The sequence below is a fragment of the Haloferax larsenii genome (assembly GCF_024730625.1).
GTDB lineage: Archaea > Halobacteriota > Halobacteria > Halobacteriales > Haloferacaceae > Haloferax > Haloferax larsenii.
Genome location: NZ_CP078063.1, coordinates 650,578 through 669,354 on the forward strand (window position 1 = coordinate 650,578; position 18,777 = coordinate 669,354).

General features: G+C 63.7%; 20 protein-coding genes and 1 tRNA gene. 12 read left to right on the forward strand and 9 right to left on the reverse strand.

All coding sequences use genetic code 11. The features are described from left to right. Positions 1-60: 60 nt before the first annotated feature. The 5 genes from KU306_RS03415 (at position 61) to KU306_RS03435 (ending at position 3,830) form a co-directional block, all read left to right on the forward strand. The gene (locus KU306_RS03415; protein WP_258302881.1) at positions 61-840 is read left to right on the forward strand and encodes an electron transfer flavoprotein subunit beta/FixA family protein; all 780 of its coding nucleotides are present in this window, start codon (positions 61-63) and stop codon (positions 838-840) included. Next, positions 841-1,854, forward strand: coding sequence for an electron transfer flavoprotein subunit alpha/FixB family protein (locus tag KU306_RS03420; RefSeq protein ID WP_258302882.1), 1,014 nt, complete (start codon positions 841-843; stop codon positions 1,852-1,854). Next, positions 1,851-3,215 carry an FAD-dependent oxidoreductase gene (locus KU306_RS03425; protein WP_258302883.1) on the forward strand — a complete coding sequence of 455 codons (1,365 nt, stop codon included), beginning with the start codon at positions 1,851-1,853 and terminating at the stop codon, positions 3,213-3,215. Before KU306_RS03420 ends, KU306_RS03425 begins: the two co-directional genes overlap by 4 nt. Continuing rightward, positions 3,212-3,523, forward strand: coding sequence for a ferredoxin family protein (locus tag KU306_RS03430; protein ID WP_007541519.1), 312 nt, complete (start codon positions 3,212-3,214; stop codon positions 3,521-3,523). The genes KU306_RS03425 and KU306_RS03430 overlap by 4 nt, the downstream gene beginning before the upstream one ends. A gap of 154 nt (positions 3,524-3,677) precedes the next feature. Next, entirely contained in the window at positions 3,678-3,830 is a 153-nt protein-coding gene (locus KU306_RS03435; RefSeq protein ID WP_160163426.1) for a hypothetical protein, read from the forward strand. A gap of 13 nt (positions 3,831-3,843) precedes the next feature. Here KU306_RS03435 and KU306_RS03440 read toward each other — a convergent pair whose 3' ends face one another. Together KU306_RS03440 and KU306_RS03445 are read right to left on the reverse strand one after the other, a co-directional pair. Then, positions 3,844-4,329 carry a protein-tyrosine phosphatase family protein gene (locus tag KU306_RS03440; protein ID WP_258302884.1) on the reverse strand — a complete coding sequence of 162 codons (486 nt, stop codon included), beginning with the start codon at positions 4,327-4,329 and terminating at the stop codon, positions 3,844-3,846. A gap of 74 nt (positions 4,330-4,403) precedes the next feature. Continuing rightward, positions 4,404-4,511, reverse strand: a tRNA-Lys gene (locus tag KU306_RS03445). Between the two features lie 83 nt (positions 4,512-4,594). Here KU306_RS03445 and KU306_RS03450 point away from each other — a divergent pair. Next, complete coding sequence (locus tag KU306_RS03450) at positions 4,595-5,839, forward strand: M20/M25/M40 family metallo-hydrolase (RefSeq protein WP_007541516.1); 1,245 nt, start codon at positions 4,595-4,597, stop codon at positions 5,837-5,839. Here KU306_RS03450 and KU306_RS03455 read toward each other — a convergent pair. Both KU306_RS03455 and KU306_RS03460 read right to left on the reverse strand, forming a co-directional pair. Next, complete coding sequence (locus tag KU306_RS03455; protein WP_007541514.1) at positions 5,827-6,498, reverse strand: DUF7119 family protein; 672 nt, start codon at positions 6,496-6,498, stop codon at positions 5,827-5,829. The two genes, KU306_RS03450 and KU306_RS03455, sit on opposite strands and share 13 nt — an antisense overlap. Positions 6,499-6,590: 92 nt before the next feature. After that, positions 6,591-6,758, reverse strand: a complete 168-nt coding sequence (locus tag KU306_RS03460; protein ID WP_258302885.1) for a hypothetical protein — start codon at positions 6,756-6,758, stop codon at positions 6,591-6,593. Positions 6,759-7,059: 301 nt separating this feature from the next. On the opposite strand from KU306_RS03460, the gene KU306_RS03465 reads away from it, so the two are divergent. The 4 genes from KU306_RS03465 to KU306_RS03480 all read left to right on the forward strand — a co-directional run bounded on the left by KU306_RS03465 (position 7,060) and on the right by KU306_RS03480 (position 10,922). Continuing rightward, positions 7,060-7,380: a DUF8134 family protein gene (locus KU306_RS03465; protein ID WP_074793305.1), complete on the forward strand. Its 321-nt coding sequence runs from the start codon at positions 7,060-7,062 to the stop codon at positions 7,378-7,380. Positions 7,381-7,471: 91 nt separating this feature from the next. Beyond that, entirely contained in the window at positions 7,472-9,244 is a 1,773-nt protein-coding gene (locus KU306_RS03470) for a nitrite/sulfite reductase (protein WP_258302886.1), read from the forward strand. 75 nt (positions 9,245-9,319) lie between these two features. Continuing rightward, positions 9,320-9,604 carry a DUF6360 family protein gene (locus KU306_RS03475; RefSeq protein WP_074793307.1) on the forward strand — a complete coding sequence of 95 codons (285 nt, stop codon included), beginning with the start codon at positions 9,320-9,322 and terminating at the stop codon, positions 9,602-9,604. Between the two features lie 391 nt (positions 9,605-9,995). Then, entirely contained in the window at positions 9,996-10,922 is a 927-nt protein-coding gene (locus KU306_RS03480; protein ID WP_007541504.1) for a DMT family transporter, read from the forward strand. A gap of 4 nt (positions 10,923-10,926) precedes the next feature. Here KU306_RS03480 and KU306_RS03485 read toward each other — a convergent pair whose 3' ends face one another. The 3 genes from KU306_RS03485 to KU306_RS03495 are packed head-to-tail and all read right to left on the reverse strand — an operon-like array spanning position 10,927 to position 13,914. Next, positions 10,927-11,109 (reverse strand): hypothetical protein, encoded by a 183-nt coding sequence (locus tag KU306_RS03485; protein ID WP_007541502.1) that lies wholly within the window; start codon positions 11,107-11,109, stop codon positions 10,927-10,929. Beyond that, positions 11,102-12,928, reverse strand: a complete 1,827-nt coding sequence (locus KU306_RS03490; protein WP_258302887.1) for a sugar-transfer associated ATP-grasp domain-containing protein — start codon at positions 12,926-12,928, stop codon at positions 11,102-11,104. The genes KU306_RS03485 and KU306_RS03490 overlap by 8 nt, the downstream gene beginning before the upstream one ends. A 47-nt stretch (positions 12,929-12,975) precedes the next feature. Continuing rightward, positions 12,976-13,914 (reverse strand): DMT family transporter, encoded by a 939-nt coding sequence (locus KU306_RS03495; RefSeq protein WP_007541497.1) that lies wholly within the window; start codon positions 13,912-13,914, stop codon positions 12,976-12,978. A 202-nt stretch (positions 13,915-14,116) separates the two neighbouring features. Between KU306_RS03495 and KU306_RS03500 the strand changes: the two genes are divergently transcribed. Beyond that, entirely contained in the window at positions 14,117-14,605 is a 489-nt protein-coding gene (locus KU306_RS03500; protein ID WP_007541496.1) for an Lrp/AsnC family transcriptional regulator, read from the forward strand. A gap of 75 nt (positions 14,606-14,680) precedes the next feature. Here KU306_RS03500 and KU306_RS03505 read toward each other — a convergent pair whose 3' ends face one another. Then, positions 14,681-16,783 (reverse strand): sensor histidine kinase, encoded by a 2,103-nt coding sequence (locus KU306_RS03505; protein ID WP_258302888.1) that lies wholly within the window; start codon positions 16,781-16,783, stop codon positions 14,681-14,683. A gap of 248 nt (positions 16,784-17,031) precedes the next feature. Between KU306_RS03505 and KU306_RS03510 the strand changes: the two genes are divergently transcribed. Next, positions 17,032-17,427: an SHOCT domain-containing protein gene (locus KU306_RS03510; RefSeq protein WP_258302889.1), complete on the forward strand. Its 396-nt coding sequence runs from the start codon at positions 17,032-17,034 to the stop codon at positions 17,425-17,427. Here KU306_RS03510 and KU306_RS03515 read toward each other — a convergent pair. After that, the gene (locus tag KU306_RS03515; protein ID WP_258302890.1) at positions 17,349-18,656 is read right to left on the reverse strand and encodes a hypothetical protein; all 1,308 of its coding nucleotides are present in this window, start codon (positions 18,654-18,656) and stop codon (positions 17,349-17,351) included. The two genes, KU306_RS03510 and KU306_RS03515, sit on opposite strands and share 79 nt — an antisense overlap. Positions 18,657-18,777: the final 121 nt, after the last annotated feature.

An 18,777-nucleotide genomic window follows, 5' to 3' on the forward strand; every position in this document is an offset into this window, starting at 1 on the left:
ATGTAGTCTCGTCATCCGTATATCAAACCTGAGCGCCGCACACGACGGCGCCGTCCAATCATGACTGACGGATGGAACATCGTCGTCTGTGTCAAGCAGGTACCCGACGCCGACGACGTCACGATAGACCCCGATACGGGGACGTTGAATCGCTCCGACGCGCCCGCGGTCCTCAACAGTCCAGACCGCAACGCCGTCGAGTCGGCGCTCGAACTGCGAGCGGCGGTCGGTGGGACGGTCACGGCCATCACGATGGGACCGCCAGTCGCCAAGGCAGTCTTACAGACTGCGGTCGGTGCCGGTGCCGACGGCGGCGTGTTGCTGACCGACCGCGCCTTCGGTGGCAGCGACACGTGGCCGACGAGTCTCGCACTCGCGCGGGCAGCAGCAGAACTCGACGCCGACGTCGTCATCTGCGGCGAAGAGAGCACTGACTCCTCGACCGGACAGGTGCCGCCCGGCATCGCCGCCCACAACGGGTGGTCGCAACTCACCTACGTCGAGTCACTGGAGCCACGACCCGACGAGGGCGTGCTCGTCGGAAAACGAGACGTAGAGGGTGGCTACGAGCGCGTCGCCGCCCAACTGCCGGTCGTCGTCGCCATGGAGTTCGGCGCGAACGAACCGCGTCCGGCGGGACTTCACCGGAAGATTTTCGCCGAGACGGAGTTCGAGCCGGTCGAGTGGACGGCGTCCGACCTCGGCATCGAAGACCAAGTCGGCCTCGCCAACTCGCCGACCAAAGTCGGCGGGATGGACACCGCTTCGCCCGTCGAGCGCGAGCGAGTCGTCGTCGACAGCGTCGACGACCTGTACGAACACATCGAGGAGGTGGTCTGAATGAGCGTCGACATCGAGGCGTACGAGGACGTGTGGGTGTTCGTCGAACAGCACGACGGCGTGGTCGCGCCCGTCTCGTGGGAACTGCTGGCGAAGGGCCGCGAACTCGCCGACGAGACCGGCGAGGACCTCGTCGCGCTCGTGATGGGTGACGGTGTCTCAGCCCTCGCCGAAGCGGCCGTCTCCCGCGGCGCTGACCGCGCACTCCTCGCCGACGACCCGGTGTTCGAACCGTATCGGGCGGACCCCTACGGCGAGCAGTTCCGAGCGCTCGTCGAGGAGCGAAAGCCGAGTATCGTCCTCATCGGCGGGAGTCACACCGGCCGCGACTTCGCGGGTCGCGTGGCCGTGCCAGCACACGCCGGACTCACCGCCGACTGTACCGAACTCGACGTGGACGACGAAGGGCTGCTGCTCGCCAGTCGCCCGACCTTCGGCGGCGACGCCATGGCGACTATCAAGTGTCCCGCACACCGGCCGCAGATGGCAACCGTCCGCCCCGGCGTCTTCGACGCCGGAGACCCGACCGAGCCGGTTACCGACCCAGCAGCCGCCGTCGAAGAAGTCGATGTCGTCGTCGCGGAGGAAGACACGCTCTCGACGGTTATCGAGCGCGTCGTCGGCGACGTGGTCGACATCACGGACGCCGACGTCGTCGTCGCCGGCGGAGCAGGGTGTGAAGGGAACTTCGCGCCCATCGAAGAACTGGCCGACGCACTCGGTGGCGAGGTCGCCGCGACTCGCGCCGCCGTCGACGAAGGGTGGGTCGAGCCCGCAAGACAGGTCGGTCAGACGGGCAAGACCGTCCGGCCGCAACTCTACGTCGCCGCCGGAATCTCCGGAGCGGTCCAGCATCTCGAAGGTATGAACGACAGCGACGTGGTCGTCGCTGTCAACACCGACCCGAACGCGCCCATCTTCGAAAACGCCGACTACGGCATCGTCGGCGACCTCCACGAGGTACTCCCGGAGTTGACGGCGCTCGTTCGGGCGAAACAGGAGGTCACAGCATGAGCGAATCTGAGCCGACGCTACAGAAACCGAACCACCAGACCGAGACGCCGAACTACGACGACACGTACGACGCTATCGTCGTCGGAGCGGGACTGTCGGGGACCGCCGCGGCGCTGACGATGGCCCGCGAAGGCCTCGACGTGCTACTACTCGAACGCGGTCCCGCACCGGGGACGAAGAACGTCTTCGGCGGGGTGCTCTACACCCCGACTATCCGCGAGTTGGTCGACATCGACGACGCGCCGCTCGAACGCTACATCGCCGAAAAGAAGTTCTCGATGCTCTCGGCGGACGGCGACGAGACGGCCGTCTCGATGCGACCCAGTGCGTGGAGCGACGACCCGCACAACGACTCGTACACCGTCCTCCGCCGGCGGTTCGACGAGTGGTTCGCGAAGCAGGCTGAGGAGGCGGGGGTGACGCTCATCACCGAGACGACAGTTACCGACGTGCTCCGCGACGGCGACACCATCGTCGGCGTGCGAACCGACCGCCCAGACGGTGAGATTCGAGCGCCAGTCGTCGTCCTCGCGGAGGGGGCAAACTCACTCGTCAGCGAGACAGCCGGGCTCAAAGACCGGCCGGACCGCGAGGACGTCGCCGTCTCCGTAAAAGAGGTGTTCAAACTGAACCGCGAGACCATCGACGACCGATTCCACCTCGACGGGGACGCAGGCGCGGCGTACCACTACTTCGGCGAGGGTGCCGTCGGCGAGGCTGTCGGCGGCGGGTTCGTCTACACGAACAAACGAACCGTCAGCGTCGGCGTCGCCTACCGCATCGAAGACGCGGCACAGGGCCAGACGCCCGAGGCAACCCTCGACGCCTTCGAGTCGCACCCGGCAGTCGCCCCGCTCGTTCGCGGCGGTCGTCGCATCGAATACTCCGCGCACGCGATTCCGGAGGGCGGAGCCGACGCGATGCCCGACCTCGTCTACGACGGGGCGGTCGTCGTCGGCGACGCCGCGGGCCTCGTGTTGAACAGCGGCGTCCACCTCGAAGGGACCAACATGGCCGTCGAAAGCGGCTACCACGCGGGGAAGGCAATCGCGGCGGCCATCGAAGACGGCCGAACCGACGAGGCGGCGCTGGCGGCGTACCCGCGGGACCTCGAAGACTCGTTCGTCGTCGAGAACCTGCGTCACTACGATTGGTTCCACCGAACCATCGCTACCGACCGGCAGTTCCTCTTCGAGGACCTGCCGCGGGCGCTGGCCGACGCGGAGACGGAGTACTTCAAGATGGACCGCTCGTCGAAAGAAGCCCATACCGACGCGGCCCGCGAGCGACTGCTCGACGCGACCGGCGGGTGGGTCGGCGCGGCAAAGCGCGCGTGGCGCTTCCGGAGGATGTTATCATGAGCACTGCACACCCACACGTTCCAGATGTCAGCACAGAGGACCGACTCTACACGGTCAAGTATCGCGACTCGGGTGAGTCACACCTCGGCATCGAGAACGCCGACATCTGCACCGAGTGTACGACGAACGAATGTACCTCGGTCTGCCCGGCCGCCGTCTGGACCGTCGACGACGACAGTGACGGGGTCCCGTCGATTGCCTACGAGAACTGTCTGGAGTGCGGTAGTTGCCGGTTCGGATGCCCGTACGACAACGTCGAGTGGACCTATCCGAAGACAGGGAGTGGTGTTGTATTCAAACAAGGATGACCAGTGTCAAAAGTCGTTAAAATAACAAATATTTTGAGTTTAAGCGGTTGTAACCCTGAATATTGTGGGTAGTGGTATTGTTCTAATTGAGCACATCTAGCCAGAATACTTGTGTACCAGAACGTTCTATCAGTAGACAGATAGGGGGAGAATCATGAGTACCGAGATTCAGCCGAACGACCTTCAGTTGCTATTGGACGAAGACACGGACGTAGACGAGGTGGTCCTCGGGTTCAAGAAGAGCGGGACGTTCCACGAACTCGTCACCGTCGAACCGCCACTCGACGTGCGCATCCGCCAGCCCTGACGACGACTCTCCGTCACGGAGTCGCCGCGAGGTACGTCACCGCGAGTTCGTGTAGCGCCGGGTGGGGAATCGCGTGCGGGCGCGCCTCTTGTACACGTGCGAGTGCATCACTGAACCGGGTGTCTGATTCTGCCGCGAGTGCCGTCGCGAGAAGCATGCTACTCCGCGAGATACCCGCCGTACAGTGAACCAACACGCTCCCCGCTTCGCCTCTCAGTCGGCGAACAGTCTCGACGGCGCTCTCGAAGTCCTGCCAGTCGTTGCCCGGCCCATCGACGAGCGGTCGATGATGCGTCGTCGCCGGATACGCGTCCTCCGTGGCCGACACCACGAAGTCGAAGGCGTGGTCGTGTGCCTCGGGGTCTGCGGCGTGTTTGTTGCCGAGAAAGAGGTCTTCGTCGCCGATGCGGCAGACGACTGGGTGGGGTTCGACGTAGCCGAAGGGGCGGACGTGGAGGGTGCTGTCGGCGTCACCACCACCCGGAGGGTTGGTCGGCATCGTGGACACTACCCGATTGGTGGGACCAGTATTACATTTTCGAAGGAATTCACTGTCGCTCGCGAGTTTAAGAACGGGCTGGGAGGGACTTGAACCCCCGACCGTCTGGTGTCTTCCGAAACCACGCGACGTGCGTAGCCCCGCTAAAAGCCAGACGCTCTGCCTAACTGAGCTACCAGCCCTCGAACGCTCCTTAAGTGGGGACACTGATAAGCGTTTATTTTCGTACCCAATCTGCTTTGTACCCCGTTGCCGTGTATCGACCATGGACCTTCGGGACTTTGTCGACACGCTCCTTCGGTTCGAAAGCGTCGAACGAGCCGAGGAGCCTGCACAGACGTGGGTGAAAAACCGTCTCGGCGAATTCGGGTTCGACACCTACGAGTGGACTGCCGACCCGCAGCAACTCGCCGAGCACCCGTCGTTTCCCGACGACCCGAGCGACATCGCCACTCGCGGCCGCCCGAGCGTCGCCGGGGTGTTCGAATTCGGCGACCCCGAGGCAGGCCCGACACTCGTCCTGAACGGCCACGTCGACGTCGTCCCGGCGGACGCCGAGTTGTGGACGCACGACCCCTTCTTACCCCGGTGGGACGACGAAGCCGGGACGGTCACCGGCCGCGGGGCGGCCGACATGAAGTCCGGTCTCGCCACGTGTGTGTTCGCGGCGCTCGACGTTCGCGAGGCAGTCGAATCTGGCGACCTCGACCTCGACGGCCGACTCGTCGTCGAAAGCGTCGTCGGTGAAGAAGAAGGCGGTATCGGCGCGGCGGCGGCCGCCCTCGACAATCCCTATCCGTTCGAGCGGGATGCGGCGCTCGTCGCGGAGCCGACGCGACTGCAACCCATCCTCGCCACCGAGGGGTCGGTGATGAAGCGCTTGCGACTCACCGGCCGGACCGCCCACGCAGCGTCGCGGTGGCGCGGCGTCGACGTACTCCCGAAGTTCGAAGCGATTCGACGAGCGTTCTTCGAACTCGAAGCGGAGCGGTGTGAGACGGTGACGCATCCGCTGTACGACCATCCGATTCCGTGGCCCGTCTGCGTCGGGCGCGTCGAAGCCGGGTCGTGGGCATCGACCGTCGCCGGGACGCTGACTGCCGAGTGGCGACTGGGGGTTGCACCCGGCGAGAGCGTCACCGAGGTCGAACAGCAGTTCGAAGAACGATTGGCCGAGGTCGTCGCGGACGACGAGTGGTTATCCGAGCACCCCCCGACGTTCGAGCGGTTTTCCATCCAGTTCGAAGCCGCCGAAGTGAGCCCGGACGAACCCGTCGTCGAAGCGGTCCAAAGCGCGCTTCGGGCGGCCGACCTCGACGACGACCCCGCCGGAGCGACCTACGGTGCCGACTCACGGCACTACGTCCACGCGGGGATTCCGACGGTGCTGTTCGGGCCGGGCGATATCGACCAGGCGCACTTCCCGGACGAGACGATTGCATGGGACGAAGTCGAGACTGCCCGCGACGTGATTGGAGACGCCGCGCGACGCTTCCTTCAGTCGAAGTAATCGTCGAGCGCGTCGGCGACGACAGTTCCGGGGTCGACGTCGTCCAGCGAGGCACGTCGGCGAAGTTCGAGGTAGACCGCCGGCGGGAGTGACACGTCGAGCGTCCCGAGGTCGACGCCGTGGGCCTCCAAGACCTCTGTCGCCGACTGGCCGTTGTTGATTTCACTGGCGAGTCGTCGGACCTCTCGGACGGTCAATCCGGCGTCGAGCGTCGCCCACGCGAGGTGGAGTCGCGCGTCGCCCGAGACGCGAGCGATGTGCTTTGCGGCGGTCGGTGCAATCCGGCCGCGTGCGACGTGGCGGCGAACCGACTGCGGTAGGTCGTGGACGCGCGCCCACTTTCGGATGAACGAGACCGAAACGTCACCACCGGCGCGTTCTGCGGCGCGTTTGTACGAGCCGACACCGCGAACGAGGGCGGCACAGGCGGCCGCCCCGCGAAGCATCAACACGTGGTCGTCGCCCGCCGAGGACTCGGCGAACGACCGAACCGTTCGAGCAGCCTCCGCGACGCTCTCGGGGTCGTCGGGGTCGAAGCCAACCGCCTCGGAGGCCCGCTCGCCCGTCACGGCGGGGTCGCCACGGACGACGGGGGCACCGACCGGCTCGGCACGGTCTGCCCGGACTCGGTGCGTCCCGGGGCGTTCGTCGTTCGTCATCTACAAACGGGTTTTGCGCTCTCGGATAAAAACATCACCCCGACTGGCGAGATTCGCGCGCAAGTGTCCTCAGAAATCCGAAGCGAAAGCGGTTATTCGTCTCGCGATTCCGAAAGGTGCGACCAGATTTCCGTACACCCAGCGCCGTCTTCGAGGTCTTTGAGGTGGGCGGCCGGGTCGATTTCTTCGTCTTCGTCGTGACGTTCCTGTTCCGCTTCGGCGTCAGGGTCTGTTTCTGATTCTAATTCGGCGTTTGTCATTCGTCGTCCTCCGTTGGTTCGAACAGTTCGGGGGCCGCGTCGGCGGAGGCGTGTTGTCGGGCAGCGCTGGGGCGGTCACTCATCATCCCTCCGTAACGAGGGCACACCCATAAGCCAATCCGCACCTGTAACGTGTACCCGTACTCCCGGGTACCGGAACCGCTTGCCACTATCTCAGACGGCCGAAATCGGGGGAAACCACCAGACGTCGGCAGAGAACCGAGAGTCGCCGTCGTCGCGTTCCGAAGCGTGGATTGCGGCCGCCGTCTGGCATAGGTACCTGCGTTCCCAAAGCTGGTGTATGAGTGTTTCTCTGCGCGTGCTCGACGATGGCGCGTGGGTCTCGGTAAACGACAGTCGGCAAGTGAGCGTGAGTGAGCTCTGGCGTCTCGACGCCCCGGAGTTTTGCTCGTGTACGGTTCCCGACTTCGTCGTCGAGAACTTCCAGTCAGTCGGCGTCGACGGCCGAACCATCACGGCCACCGTCTACGGCCAGTGCATCCAGTGCGGCGAGACCGGTGTCCCCGGGTGGATTCCAGTCGGCCGGCTCAAGAACGGCGAATACGTCGATTTAGACCGCGAGAACGTCGTTCTCCCGGCTCACGGCGGCAACGAGAACTAGCCTGCAATAGTTGCCGCTTTTAGGCAGCACCGGGAAGGGTTGACGGTACGCTCGGGGCCTTACGTAGGGGAACACATGGATACTCGTACGAATGCCCACGGACGTCGAGCGCTGGAAATCAGAGGTTTACGGTAACGAGATACGAGAGCATCTGTTCGAGTTCGCAGAAGAAGGCTGGGACTCCATCCCGGAAGACGAACGGGACGCGTGGTTCGAGCGCTTCAAATGGTGGGGACTGTACCACCAGCGGAACGGTCAGGAGTCGTACTTCATGCTCCGCATCGGGACGCCGAACGGCCGTCTCGACCCCGGCCAACTCCGCGTCGTCGGCGAAGTCGCCAAGGAGTACGCGACCGGCCCGGGAACGAACCCCATCTTCGGCGACGCCTACGCCGACATCACGACCCGGCAGGCCATCCAACTGCACTGGATAAAACTCGAAGACGTGCCGGAACTCTTCGAGAAACTCGAAGCCAACGGGCTGACCGCTCAGCAGGCCTGTGGTGACTCGTGGCGGAACATCGTCGGCAACCCGATGGCCGGTAACGACGCCGAAGAGATAATCGACGCGTGGCCCGTCATCAAGGAACTCAACGAGACGTTCAAAGGTGACGACGACCACTCGAACCTCCCGCGGAAGTGGAAGGTGTCCGTGGCGGGGTCCGCCGACGGCTCCGGCCAAGGCGACATCAACGACCTCGCGCTCGAACCGGCGTACAAGGAAGTAGACGGCGAGCGCACGGTCGGCTTCAACGTCCGCGTCGGCGGCGGCCTCGCCCGCAACGAACCGCGACACGCCCGCGACATCGACGTGTGGGTCGCCCCCGAAGACGCCGCGGCGGTCGCTGGCGGTCTGTCGGCGCTCTTCCGCGACCACGGCGACCGCGAGAACCGGTACAACGCCCGCATCAAGTTCCTCGTCGACGAGTGGGGAACCGAGAAGGTCCGCGAGGTCCTCCAAGAGGACTACGTGGACTTCGAACTGGAGACCGCAGGCGAAGACGTGCGCGACCAGTACACCTACAACGCCGGTGGCGACGGTCGCAACGACCTCGTCGGCATCCACAAGCAGAAAGACGGGAAGAACTTCGTCGGCCTGAACGTCCTCGTCGGCCGCATGGGCGCAGACGACGTGCTCGAACTCGCCGACCTCGCCGAGAAGTACGGCTCCGGTGCGGCACGTCTGACCCAGCGTCAGAACATCATCATCCCGGACGTCCCGGACGAGAAACTCGATGAGTTCCTCGCCGAAGACCTGCTCGAACACTACTCGCCGGACCCCTCCCCGTTCATGCGCGGCTCTGTCGCCTGTACGGGCACCGAGTTCTGTTCGCTCTCCATCGTGGAGACGAAGAACCGCCAGGTTCGCTTCGCGCGCTGGCTGAAGCAGAACGTCGAACTCCCGGAGGGCGTCGACCAGTTCCACATCCACCTCTCGGGCTGTACGGCCTCGTGCGCTCAGCCCCAGATTGCGGACGTCAGTCTCCGCGGTATGAAGACCCGCAAAAACGGGGACCCGGTCGAAGCGCTCGACATCGGTCTCGGCGGCGGCCTCGGCGAAGAACCGCAGTTCGCCCGCTGGGTCACCCAACGCGTCCCCGTGGACGAGGTTCCCGGCGCAATCAAGAACCTCCTCGCGTCCTTCGAGGAACGCCGCGAGGGCGACGAGACGTTCCGTGACTTCATCCAGCGCCACGACGACGACGAACTCGCCGACCTCGTCGAACCCGAAGAGACCAGCTACGAGGACCCGATGATGCACAACACGAAGCGCACGTGGTACCCGTACGCCGAGGAAGACAGCCTCGACGCCGGACCTGCACCGACCCACGCCGACGGCACGCCAATCACGAGCGACGACTGACGGCGACGCCGGGGCGTTCGTTTCACCCGTTTCTGTACCCTGCCAGCTATCTACGACGACACCGAACTTCCATCTATGCCAGACCGAATCTTGAAGGTCAACGCCTACACGACCCTCGACCTCGTCGACGGGACGGCGAAGGGCCACGACTTCGAAGAGTCGGCGTTCGCGGTCCTCAACGTCACCTCGCCGCGGAAGAACCCCGACGAAATCACGCTCGAACTCGAACTCGACGGGACACAACTGGAGTCGCTTCCAACCCACGCCGACCGTGTCACGCTCTCTCCCGAAGACGCCCGCAAAGTCGCTGCCGACCTCGAAAAGCACGCTGACCGCGTCGAAGCGGCCCGAGACGACTGACGACCACGGCCGAGTTTCGGCCGCCGATTTCGACTGCAGGCGCTCCTATTTCCAAGACGATTCACACAGCAACGAGATTCCAGAGCGTCTGCGACGCCCGTAATCGAGACCCGACGAGGAGACGGGAGAGAGTGAGACAACACGACCCACGGCAAAGAAAACCATGGTACTTAGTGGACTGATTTCGCACTATATTACACCAATTCGCCTACGAAGTAGTTGTTCGTACATCCACAGGCGCAATCGGTAGACATATGGGTAACAGGCGAACAGTAGTGAACGTGTTAGCGATGACGCCTCAACGCCGTCCACGCATCGCGCGTCGACCGCACACGACCTCCCGCGCTCACCCGGCGAATCGAACGCCGGTCACAGCGCGGGGGGTGGTGGCGTGAGCCGTCGTCGAACGTTCGTCCTCTTCGTCGCCGCGGCGGTGCTGTTCGGCACCTCGTTCGTCGGCATCAAGGCTGCACTCGGCCCGGTACCGCCGGTGCTCTTCGCGGCCTTCCGCGTCGACGTTGCTGCCGTGGCTCTCCTCGCGCTCGTCGCCGCCCGTGGCGGCTACTGGATACCACGGAACCGCGCCGACGTGCTCGGCATCGTCGCCAGCGCCGCGTTCGTCCTCGGCGCGAACAACGTGCTTCTCTTCCTCGGCCAGCAGCACGCGACGACCGGCGCGGCCGCGGTTATGTACAGTTTCGTCCCGGTGGCCTCCCCGGTGTTCGCCGTTCTCCTCCTCGACGACGAGCGCGTCGGCGTGTTCGACAGCGCCGGCATCGTGCTCGGACTGCTCGGCGTCGTCGTCATCGTCGGCCCCGGAAGCGTCCTCAGCGGCGGGGCGGGAAGCATCGGCCAAGCGCTCGTCTTCGGCGCGGCGGTCTCGGTCGCGCTCGGGACGGTCCTCATGAAACGCGTCGGCCCGACTATCGGGACGATTCCGCTGACCGCGTGGGCGATGGCGCTCGCCGCAGTCGGCATCCACGCGGTGAGTTTCGGACTCGGGGAGTCGCCCGCGCAGGTTCCGTGGTCGCCGACCATCGTCGCGGCCATCCTCTACGTCGGAATGCCCGCGACCGCCGCGGCCTATCCGGTGTACTTCGCGCTGCTTTCGGAGGCCGGGCCAGTGCGTGGGAACCTCGTCGCCTATGCGGTTCCGGTCGTCGCGACCCTCGCAGGGTGGGCGTTCCTCGGTGAAACCATCTCGGCAGCGACGATACTCGGCTTCGGCGTGATTCTCACCGGCTTCCTCGTCGTCCAGCGCGAGTCGGTGTTGCGACTCGTCGGCTGGGAGACGGGGTCGGTCGTGGACGCCGAGTAGGGAGTCACCCCTGCCCAGCGTAGTATCGCACGATTTGGTAGCCGAGGAAACAACAGAAGACGACGGGAATCCCGACGAACAACACCAGCGGTCCCGAGACCCCCCCGACGTTCGGGAGCGACAGGAAGAACAACACGCCGGGAACGAACACCAGCAGGAGTCCGAACGCGGTCGTGACCCTACGCATCCACGTTCACCTCCGTTTCACGGACGACGCCCGAAACCTCGTCGGGCGTCACGACGGATTCGAGGTCGGCGGGCCACCCGGCTCGGTCCCACGTTCGTGCGAGCGCGACGGCCCGCCGCACGTCGAGGAAGTCGTAAGATGACGGAAGCTGTTCGAGGGCACGAATCCGACCCTTCAACCCCGACTGGGTCGCGTTCTGGATGCCAAGCCCGGGGCGAACGTTCACCTCGAAGACGACGGGCTCACCCGCCTCGTCGAGCGTGATATCGACGCCGCAGTAGCCGAGGTTCGACACTGTCGCCGCCTCGGCGGCGGTGACGAGCACAGCGTTCCAGTTCGGGATAGCCACGTCCGAGATGTCAGCACCCGTATCGGGATGCACGTCGAGCGTGCGGTTTCGACTCTGCTGGAAGGCGTGGATACTCCGCCCGTCAGCTATCGAGAGGCCGACACCGACGGCGCCTTTGTGGAGGTTGGCAGCACCGTCGGACTCACGGGTCGGCAATCGAGTCATCGACATGACCGGGATGCCGCGGAAGACCATTACCCGAACGTCGGGGACGCCGCCGCCGCAGAGCGTCTCGAAGAACGGTGCGGGAACGATGCGCTCTTCGAGGAGCGCACTGTCACGAAGCTCTAACCCGGTGTACTGTCCCTGCACGATGCGGTGGGCGTGAGCGCTGAGGTCGGACCGTGACAGAGACCCCATCGAGGTATCGAACGTGCCGTCGTCGTTCCGCCCCGAGACGACGACGATTCCTTCCCCACCCGATGCGTCGCCCGGTTTGAGTACGAACTCGTCGCGTGAAGCCATCTCCTCGGAGAGCGCGTGGAGGTCGCTCACCCGCGTTGCGACGGCGTAGGTCTCGGGCGCAGGGATTCCGAGACGGTGGAGTCGCTGTTTTATCGTCGCCTTTTCGACCTGTCCGGCGACGGCCGGCGGGTTGTACCGCGCGATGTATCGGTTTCGCTCGTTCATCGAGAGGACCTCGTCGACGCCGTGATACTCGACAGGGGACTCGTCACCACGGAACCGGTCTTTGATGGTCGTTCCCCGAGCGACCAGCCCCGCGAGTGCGCCGCCGAAGTGGTCACCGAACCGGACGTACTCCGTGAGTCGAAACCGGGAGTAGTACCCGACGAGGATGTTGACCCCGACGAGGACGCTCCACGCGGTTGGGGTCGTCATCAGATACGAGAGGAGCGCCTCCGAGGACATCACCAGATACGCGAGGAAAATCGCACCGATCGTCCAGGCGAGACGCAGCGACGGGATAGGCCACCCCCGTTCGTCGACGTCGCGGGCGAAGCGGTCGGCGAACCAGACGGTGATTATCGTGGGGAAAAACACCGACGTCGCCGAAAAGTAGGGGTTCAACTCCGGGAGGGCACCGAGAACGCGAAAGAGCGCGAGCGAAAAGCCGACGACGACGAGTTGGGTCGCAAGCCGGGGTGCCGAACCGAGACGGAGTGGAGAGACGACGAACGCCGTGGCCAGAGAGATGATAAAGACGTTCAGAAAGACGAGCACACCCCAGAACGGACCAGCGAGAACTAAGACGAATGCGATACTCGCAGGGGCGAACAGACCGTACGACCGCGCACCGATAGTGTTTCGAAAGAAGGCGACAGCGAGGCCGGCGATGGCTATCTGAAAGAAGAGGCGATATGGCTCGAACGCCCCCGCGAGGTCAGGGACCTGTCGCTGCACGAGCGCGCCGGCGAGAAAGAGTGCGAGAATCAGACCAACGATGGGATAGACGACGAGAAATCGCTCGAAGAAGTCGTCGAGCGCGGCAGCGAGTCGGGAATCGGTCACAAGCTAAGATAGTAACGAGAAAGGTAATGTTTTTTCCCTAACTGGTTTCAGACCGCGACACGTCGCCTGACCGTCGCCACGAAACCGAGGAGTACCTGCTTTTTCAGCAGTGCGAAGCCGGCGAAGATGGAAACGAAGCCGACGAGTGCGGTCGCGTCGATGGCGTGACCGAGGAGCACCCAACTCATGACCGCGGCGACGACGGGTTCGAGGTAGCCGATGAGGTTGAGTTCCGTCGGGCCGACGCGGTCGAGGAGCTCGAAGTAGATGAGGAACGCGACCGCGCCGGAGACCAGCGTCAGATAGAGGAACGAGGCGATTCCGACAGGCGCCCACTCGATTGCTGCGAACGACTCACCGCGGACGAGACCGGCGACGTGGAGGATGACGCCGCCAACGAACATCGTCCACGCCTGCATCGACTGAACCGGGAGGTCAGTGCGGAGTGGCCGAGTCAACACTGCACCGAGAGAGAAGGCGACTGCACCGAGGAAGACGAGGAGAATCCCGTAGCTCTGTGCGGAGTCGAAGCCCCCTGCACCGGGGTCGGCGACGAGGACCACGCCGACGAACCCGGCGACGAGACCGAGCATCCCGGTCTTTCCGAGCGAGTCGGTCGAGAGGATACTGCTGGCGAAGACCGCAGTCAGAATCGGCGAGAGACTGATGATAATCGCGGCGATTGCGCCGGGGATGTAGTGTTCACCGAGGTAGAGCAGGCCGTGATAGGCGGCGATGATGAACACCGCGCCGATGGCGGTCGCGAGGAGTTCGTCCCGCGTCTTCGGCCGCCAGCGGTCGGTCGAGTAGACGGCGTACGCCAGCATCACGAGTCCGGCCAGTTCGTAGCGGATAGCCGCGAAGGTCAACGTCGGGAAGTAATCGAGGCCAACCTCGATAGCGACGAACGACGTCCCCCACATCACCGCGAGCGCGGCGAACAGCACGGGCGTCGATGGTATGTTTCTCCAAATGGTTCGCGTCATAGTCGAATCTGTCTCAATGATTTGCCCCACCCTTGTTAAACTCTTCTACAAAGAAAACGTTATAGATTGTATTTTTCATTCAGAATTTTCTTTGAGTTCGTTTCATATATGAGAATGTAGCTCATGGTCGAATTGTGTCAGAGTTCAGGCGAATCGAGAGGACAGCGTAAGGACTTACATCGCCGCACGCACGCATGTAGGCATGGACGAGCGCGACGTGCGCCTGCTAAAGGCCATCGCGGACCTCGGAACGGGGAGCCCGGAGCGACTCCACGAGGAGACGGGCATCCCGGTGTCGACCATCCACTATCGACTGAACAACCTGAAAGACGACGGCGTCATCGAGAACGACCTCTACGATATCAACCTCGAAGCGTTCGGCCTCGGCGTCACCGTCGTCATCGAAGTGTTGGCCGACTACACGGGCCCGTACGAAGAAGTGGGGAATCAACTACTGGACATCGAAGGCGTCACACAACTGTACTTCACGATGGGCGAGACGGACTTCATCGTCGTCGCCCACCTCGCGAACTCCGACCGAGTCGAGCGACTCATCAGCGACTTCGAGGCCATTCCGGAGGTCGAACAGACGAACTCGACGTTCGTCATCGCGACGATGCGCGACAGTCACCGGGCGCTCCAGAGCTACTCGCTGGACACGCTGCTCGACGAGTTGGGCATCGAAGACTGAAGTCCAGTTTGGCGACGCCGACCGTCTCGATTGCCCGCCCGTGGCGAAAGCGAGGTTCGGAGACCCGTGGGCGGCTCACTCAGGAGTCGCAACCGGGAGTTCGATGATGACGACGGTTCCAGTCGGGTCGTTGTCCTCGATGTGAATCTCGCCGCCGTACGAATCGACCAGTTTGTAGACGAGATAGAGCCCCAGTCCGGTTCCCGAACTGTCCAGTCCCTTCTCGCCTTTTCCGAAGACCATATCCTTTCTGTTGTCCGGGATTCCCGGTCCGTTATCGGCGATTTCGATGGTTGCCACGTCGTCGTCGGCCGTCACGGAGACCGTGACCATCGTTTCTTCGCCCGTGTGCTGGACGGCGTTGTTGAGGACGTTTCCGAACGCCGATGCGAGAAGCGGATTCGCCCGAACGGCGACGTCGGGTATCTCTCCGTCGACATCGAAGGTCGCCTGCGGGAACGCGTGGCGAATCGACGCGAGTTCGCGGTCGAGCGTCTCGGCGAGTCCGACGGGGTGTGTCTCCACGACGCCACCGCTCATCGTCTCGATGAGGTCGCGTGCAACCTCGGTGATTTCTATCGTGTGACGACCGGTCGAGAGGATGCGCTGGAGGATGTCGTTTCCGGATTCGTCGACGTGGTCGGAGAGCAACTCGGCCCACCCCACGATGACGGTCATGTCGTTTCGGATGTCGTGGCGGACGATTCGGTTCAGCGCCTCCAACTCCGCGTTCGTCCGCTCTAACTCCTGTTCGCGATTCCGTCGGGTCGTGACGTCCTGAATCGTCCCACGGAGGGCGGCGACGCGACCGTTTCGGATTACTGGTTCGCCACGCGTTCGGACCCACAACTCGGCTCCCTTGGCCGTGACTATCTGGAACTCCTCTTCCCACGGAACGCCGTCGTCGCGACACCGTTCGACGACGGTTCGGACGCGCTCTCTGTCGTCGGGGACGTAGAATTCGAACGCGTCTTCCAGCGACGGGTCGTAGTCCAGCGGCACCTCGTGGATGCGTTTCGTCTGCTCGGTCCACGCCAACGTGTTCGTTTCGAGGTCGAGTTCCCACCCACCGACTTTCGAGATTCGCTGTGTCCGTTCGAGGAAGTCCCGACTGCGTTCGAGCTCTCGCTCCCGTTTTTTCTGTTCGGTCAGGTCCTGAAAGACCACGACGTAGCGTTCGTCCGGGAGGGCTGTGATGGACAACCGAACTGGAATCGTATCACCCGGAAGCTGTTTGAGTTGCACTTCACCTTGCCACTTCCCCGTCTCGTCGAGTTCCGGCTGGACCAACTCACGGATGCGAGTCACCTCCCAATCGTCGTACAGTTCCGTCCACGAAAGGCCGACGAGTGACTCGGCATCCGGATAGCCAAAGATACGCGCAGCGGCCTCGTTGGCGTATTTGTGGACGCTGTCTTCCGTAATCGTGACACCGGCATCGACCGAATCGACCGCGTGCTTGAGTGATTCGAGTTCGCGCTCGCGCCGCTGTTCCTCGGTCACGTCTTCGACCGTCGAGATGAGACGGCGACGCCCCGAAAGCTCTGCGACAGTGAGACTCACCCGAATCCAGATGGCCTCGTCGCCAGCGCCTTCTATCGGCCACAGGAAGACGTTACTCCCCGTCTGGATGGCCCGATTGACCTCGTTTCGCGCTCGCTCGGCCGTGTAGTTGGGTACGTCGGCGGTGATATCTATCGGAAACGTGTTGAGAAGCGACTCGGGGTCGTCGCCGAGGAGGTCGGCGTACTGTTGGTTGATATCGACCAGTTCGAGGGTTTCGAGGTCACGAACTGCGAGACCGACGTTGACGGCCTCGAACAGTGCCCGATGGTTCAGTGAGCCGACGCTGTTTCGGGCGGCGTCGTAGACGACTCGACCGAGGTTTTCGATGTCGATATCGGACGGGTTCGTCCGCTCGTAGGAGACGACTGGAACACCCTCGACTTGGACCGCCGACGAGAGCGAGTCGCCGTCCCCGTTCGTCATCCGAGTCGAGACGACGACACAGTCGACGCGTGACGTTTCGAGGGCATCCCACACCGCCTCGGTGTCGCCGGCTTCGGCGGTGTCGACCGCAACGTCCTCGTCCCCCACCACCCTGGGTAGTGCCTCCGCGAGACGCTCGCGAAGTGGCTCGTTCTCATCCGCGACGAGAACGTTCAGTCGTTCAGTCATACACGAATATCGACGTGTGGGCTAAAGTATGAACCGGCGACTGTCACGCTGTGAAACCGGCGAGAAAAGCCACGGCAGGCAGTAACTAGCCGCCGCTCACTTCGGCATCGAAACTGCCTGCCGGATGCAGCCTTGGATTCGAAATACAAACCCGACATCGACCCGCACACACTGAACGAAAATCGACGTAAGGTAAGCGAGCGTATTGGACAGTAGACGTCGGCGCGAACCCGGCGCAGGAGCTAACCATGACAACAACACGAACGAGCACGGCACGACTCGTCGGTATCGTCCTCCTCGCACTCGCTGCGCTGTTTGTCCTCCCCGCGCTCCTCGGCCTGGCCGGTCTGTTCGGCCGGGGACCGATGGGCTGGGGCGGCGCGTGGATGCACGACACCTGGATGCACGGCGGCGGTGGCATGGCGACTCCGTGGTGGATGTGGGGTATGGGTCTCGTCGGCCAGATGCTCGTCCTCGCAGTGCTCGTCGGCGGGGGCGTACTCGTCTATCGTGCCGTCCAGAGCAACAGTGAAGGCGACGACGCCCTCGACGAACTCCGCCGAGCCTACGCCCGCGGCGACATCGACGACGAGGAGTTCGACCGCCGTCGAGAGCGACTCGAAGCCAGTGACCGTCGGTCCTGAGTAGACTCAATCCCGCTGGTGTCTATCCATCGCGTGAACCGATTTCTGATGTCTTCCCAGTCGTCGTTCGACTTCGGCGACTCGTCACCCGTCGCCATCCGTACCGTGTGGTTGGAGTTGAGATACGTGTACGACATGATACTCGGGTACTCCTCGATGGACGTTTCGTAGGTGTCTACCCCCGGACCGTCGTGGCCGTGGACGCCGAGCAAGTGACCAATCTCGTGGACATAGAGGCGGTCAGACTGTTCTCGTCCGTCCATGGCGATGCGGCCGTAGTTGGCGGAGGCGCGGACGCGACGCTCACCGATAGAGACCGATTCCGTGAGGAAGATGTACTGATAGCCGCGAGTCCGGCGGTCGAAGTCGGCGACGACGGTTTCGTGGTCGTGGACGTTCGCCGCCGAGAGCGTCGTGAGGTTCGTCTCGTCGACGACGAAGTGGACCTCGAACCCAGTCGTTCCGTCGGGGTTTTCGACCGGCGCGGTCGCGAAGAACGCGGCGGTCCGATTCAGTGCCGTTCGATTGACGGTGACAGTGTGGTACGCGTCGACCTCGAAGTAGAGGTCCTTCCGAAGTGGGTTCGCTCCGGGGAGGATGCGGGGCGAGGCGTACACCTCGACGCCGTCGCTGAAGCTATCGCCGTCGGTATCTTTGACCAGCGGGTCGGTCCCGATTCGGCGTTCGAGGTCGTCGGCCAGACCGTCGCCGTCAGAATCTGCGCTGGACGGACGTCCGTCTTCGGCAGGCGAAGAGACGGGGTCGTACTCGGTCGGGTCGAGTCCAAGTCGGCGTTCCGTTCCGTCGGCGATGTGGTCGCCGTCTGTATCCGCGACGACCGGGTCCGTCTCGTATCGAACGACCTCGTCCCAGTCGTCGAGGCCGTCGCCGTCGGTGTCGGAGTCGGTCGCGTTCGTCCCGAGCGACGACTCCAATCGGTCGTCGAGTCCGTCGCTGTCAGTATCGGACCACGAGGGGGTTGCAGGCGCGCCGGTAGTCTCGGTGTCGCCGTCGGCAGAGCGAGGCGACTCAGCAGGACGCGCTCTGGGTGAGGAGTCGAGGACAGGCGACGATTCGAGGACTGACGCCGAATCGAAGACCGACAAGAGGCGGTCGACATCCGGTCCGAGCGGGTCGGCGACCGTCGCCGACGAGACCGAATACCCAGCACTGGCCGTCACCGGAAGACCGAGGAGCGAGATGACGACGATGAGGCGAATGGGTATCATCTGTGGATGGGCGTGTCGAGTGTGGCTGGCGCAGACTGTACTGGGAGGAGCGCAGCGAGAGGGAGAGCCGGGAGCGTTCAGACGAGGAAGTCAAGAAGGCCGAGGGGATGGCCCCGAAGGA

Coding starts and splice junctions, on each gene's coding strand:
- KU306_RS03465 (WP_074793305.1), top strand. CDS start 7,060: ATGAGTGTTTCTCTGCGCGTGCTCGACGATGGCGCGTGGGTCTCGGTA.
- KU306_RS03460 (WP_258302885.1), bottom strand. CDS start 6,758: ATGACAAACGCCGAATTAGAATCAGAAACAGACCCTGACGCCGAAGCG.
- KU306_RS03505 (WP_258302888.1), bottom strand. CDS start 16,783: ATGACTGAACGACTGAACGTTCTCGTCGCGGATGAGAACGAGCCACTT.
- KU306_RS03500 (WP_007541496.1), top strand. CDS start 14,117: ATGGACGAGCGCGACGTGCGCCTGCTAAAGGCCATCGCGGACCTCGGA.
- KU306_RS03415 (WP_258302881.1), top strand. CDS start 61: ATGACTGACGGATGGAACATCGTCGTCTGTGTCAAGCAGGTACCCGAC.
- KU306_RS03440 (WP_258302884.1), bottom strand. CDS start 4,329: ATGCCGACCAACCCTCCGGGTGGTGGTGACGCCGACAGCACCCTCCAC.
- KU306_RS03455 (WP_007541514.1), bottom strand. CDS start 6,498: ATGACGAACGACGAACGCCCCGGGACGCACCGAGTCCGGGCAGACCGT.
- KU306_RS03495 (WP_007541497.1), bottom strand. CDS start 13,914: ATGACGCGAACCATTTGGAGAAACATACCATCGACGCCCGTGCTGTTC.
- KU306_RS03475 (WP_074793307.1), top strand. CDS start 9,320: ATGCCAGACCGAATCTTGAAGGTCAACGCCTACACGACCCTCGACCTC.
- KU306_RS03470 (WP_258302886.1), top strand. CDS start 7,472: ATGCCCACGGACGTCGAGCGCTGGAAATCAGAGGTTTACGGTAACGAG.
- KU306_RS03430 (WP_007541519.1), top strand. CDS start 3,212: ATGAGCACTGCACACCCACACGTTCCAGATGTCAGCACAGAGGACCGA.
- KU306_RS03450 (WP_007541516.1), top strand. CDS start 4,595: ATGGACCTTCGGGACTTTGTCGACACGCTCCTTCGGTTCGAAAGCGTC.
- KU306_RS03515 (WP_258302890.1), bottom strand. CDS start 18,656: ATGATACCCATTCGCCTCATCGTCGTCATCTCGCTCCTCGGTCTTCCG.
- KU306_RS03485 (WP_007541502.1), bottom strand. CDS start 11,109: ATGCGTAGGGTCACGACCGCGTTCGGACTCCTGCTGGTGTTCGTTCCC.
- KU306_RS03425 (WP_258302883.1), top strand. CDS start 1,851: ATGAGCGAATCTGAGCCGACGCTACAGAAACCGAACCACCAGACCGAG.
- KU306_RS03510 (WP_258302889.1), top strand. CDS start 17,032: ATGACAACAACACGAACGAGCACGGCACGACTCGTCGGTATCGTCCTC.
- KU306_RS03435 (WP_160163426.1), top strand. CDS start 3,678: ATGAGTACCGAGATTCAGCCGAACGACCTTCAGTTGCTATTGGACGAA.
- KU306_RS03420 (WP_258302882.1), top strand. CDS start 841: ATGAGCGTCGACATCGAGGCGTACGAGGACGTGTGGGTGTTCGTCGAA.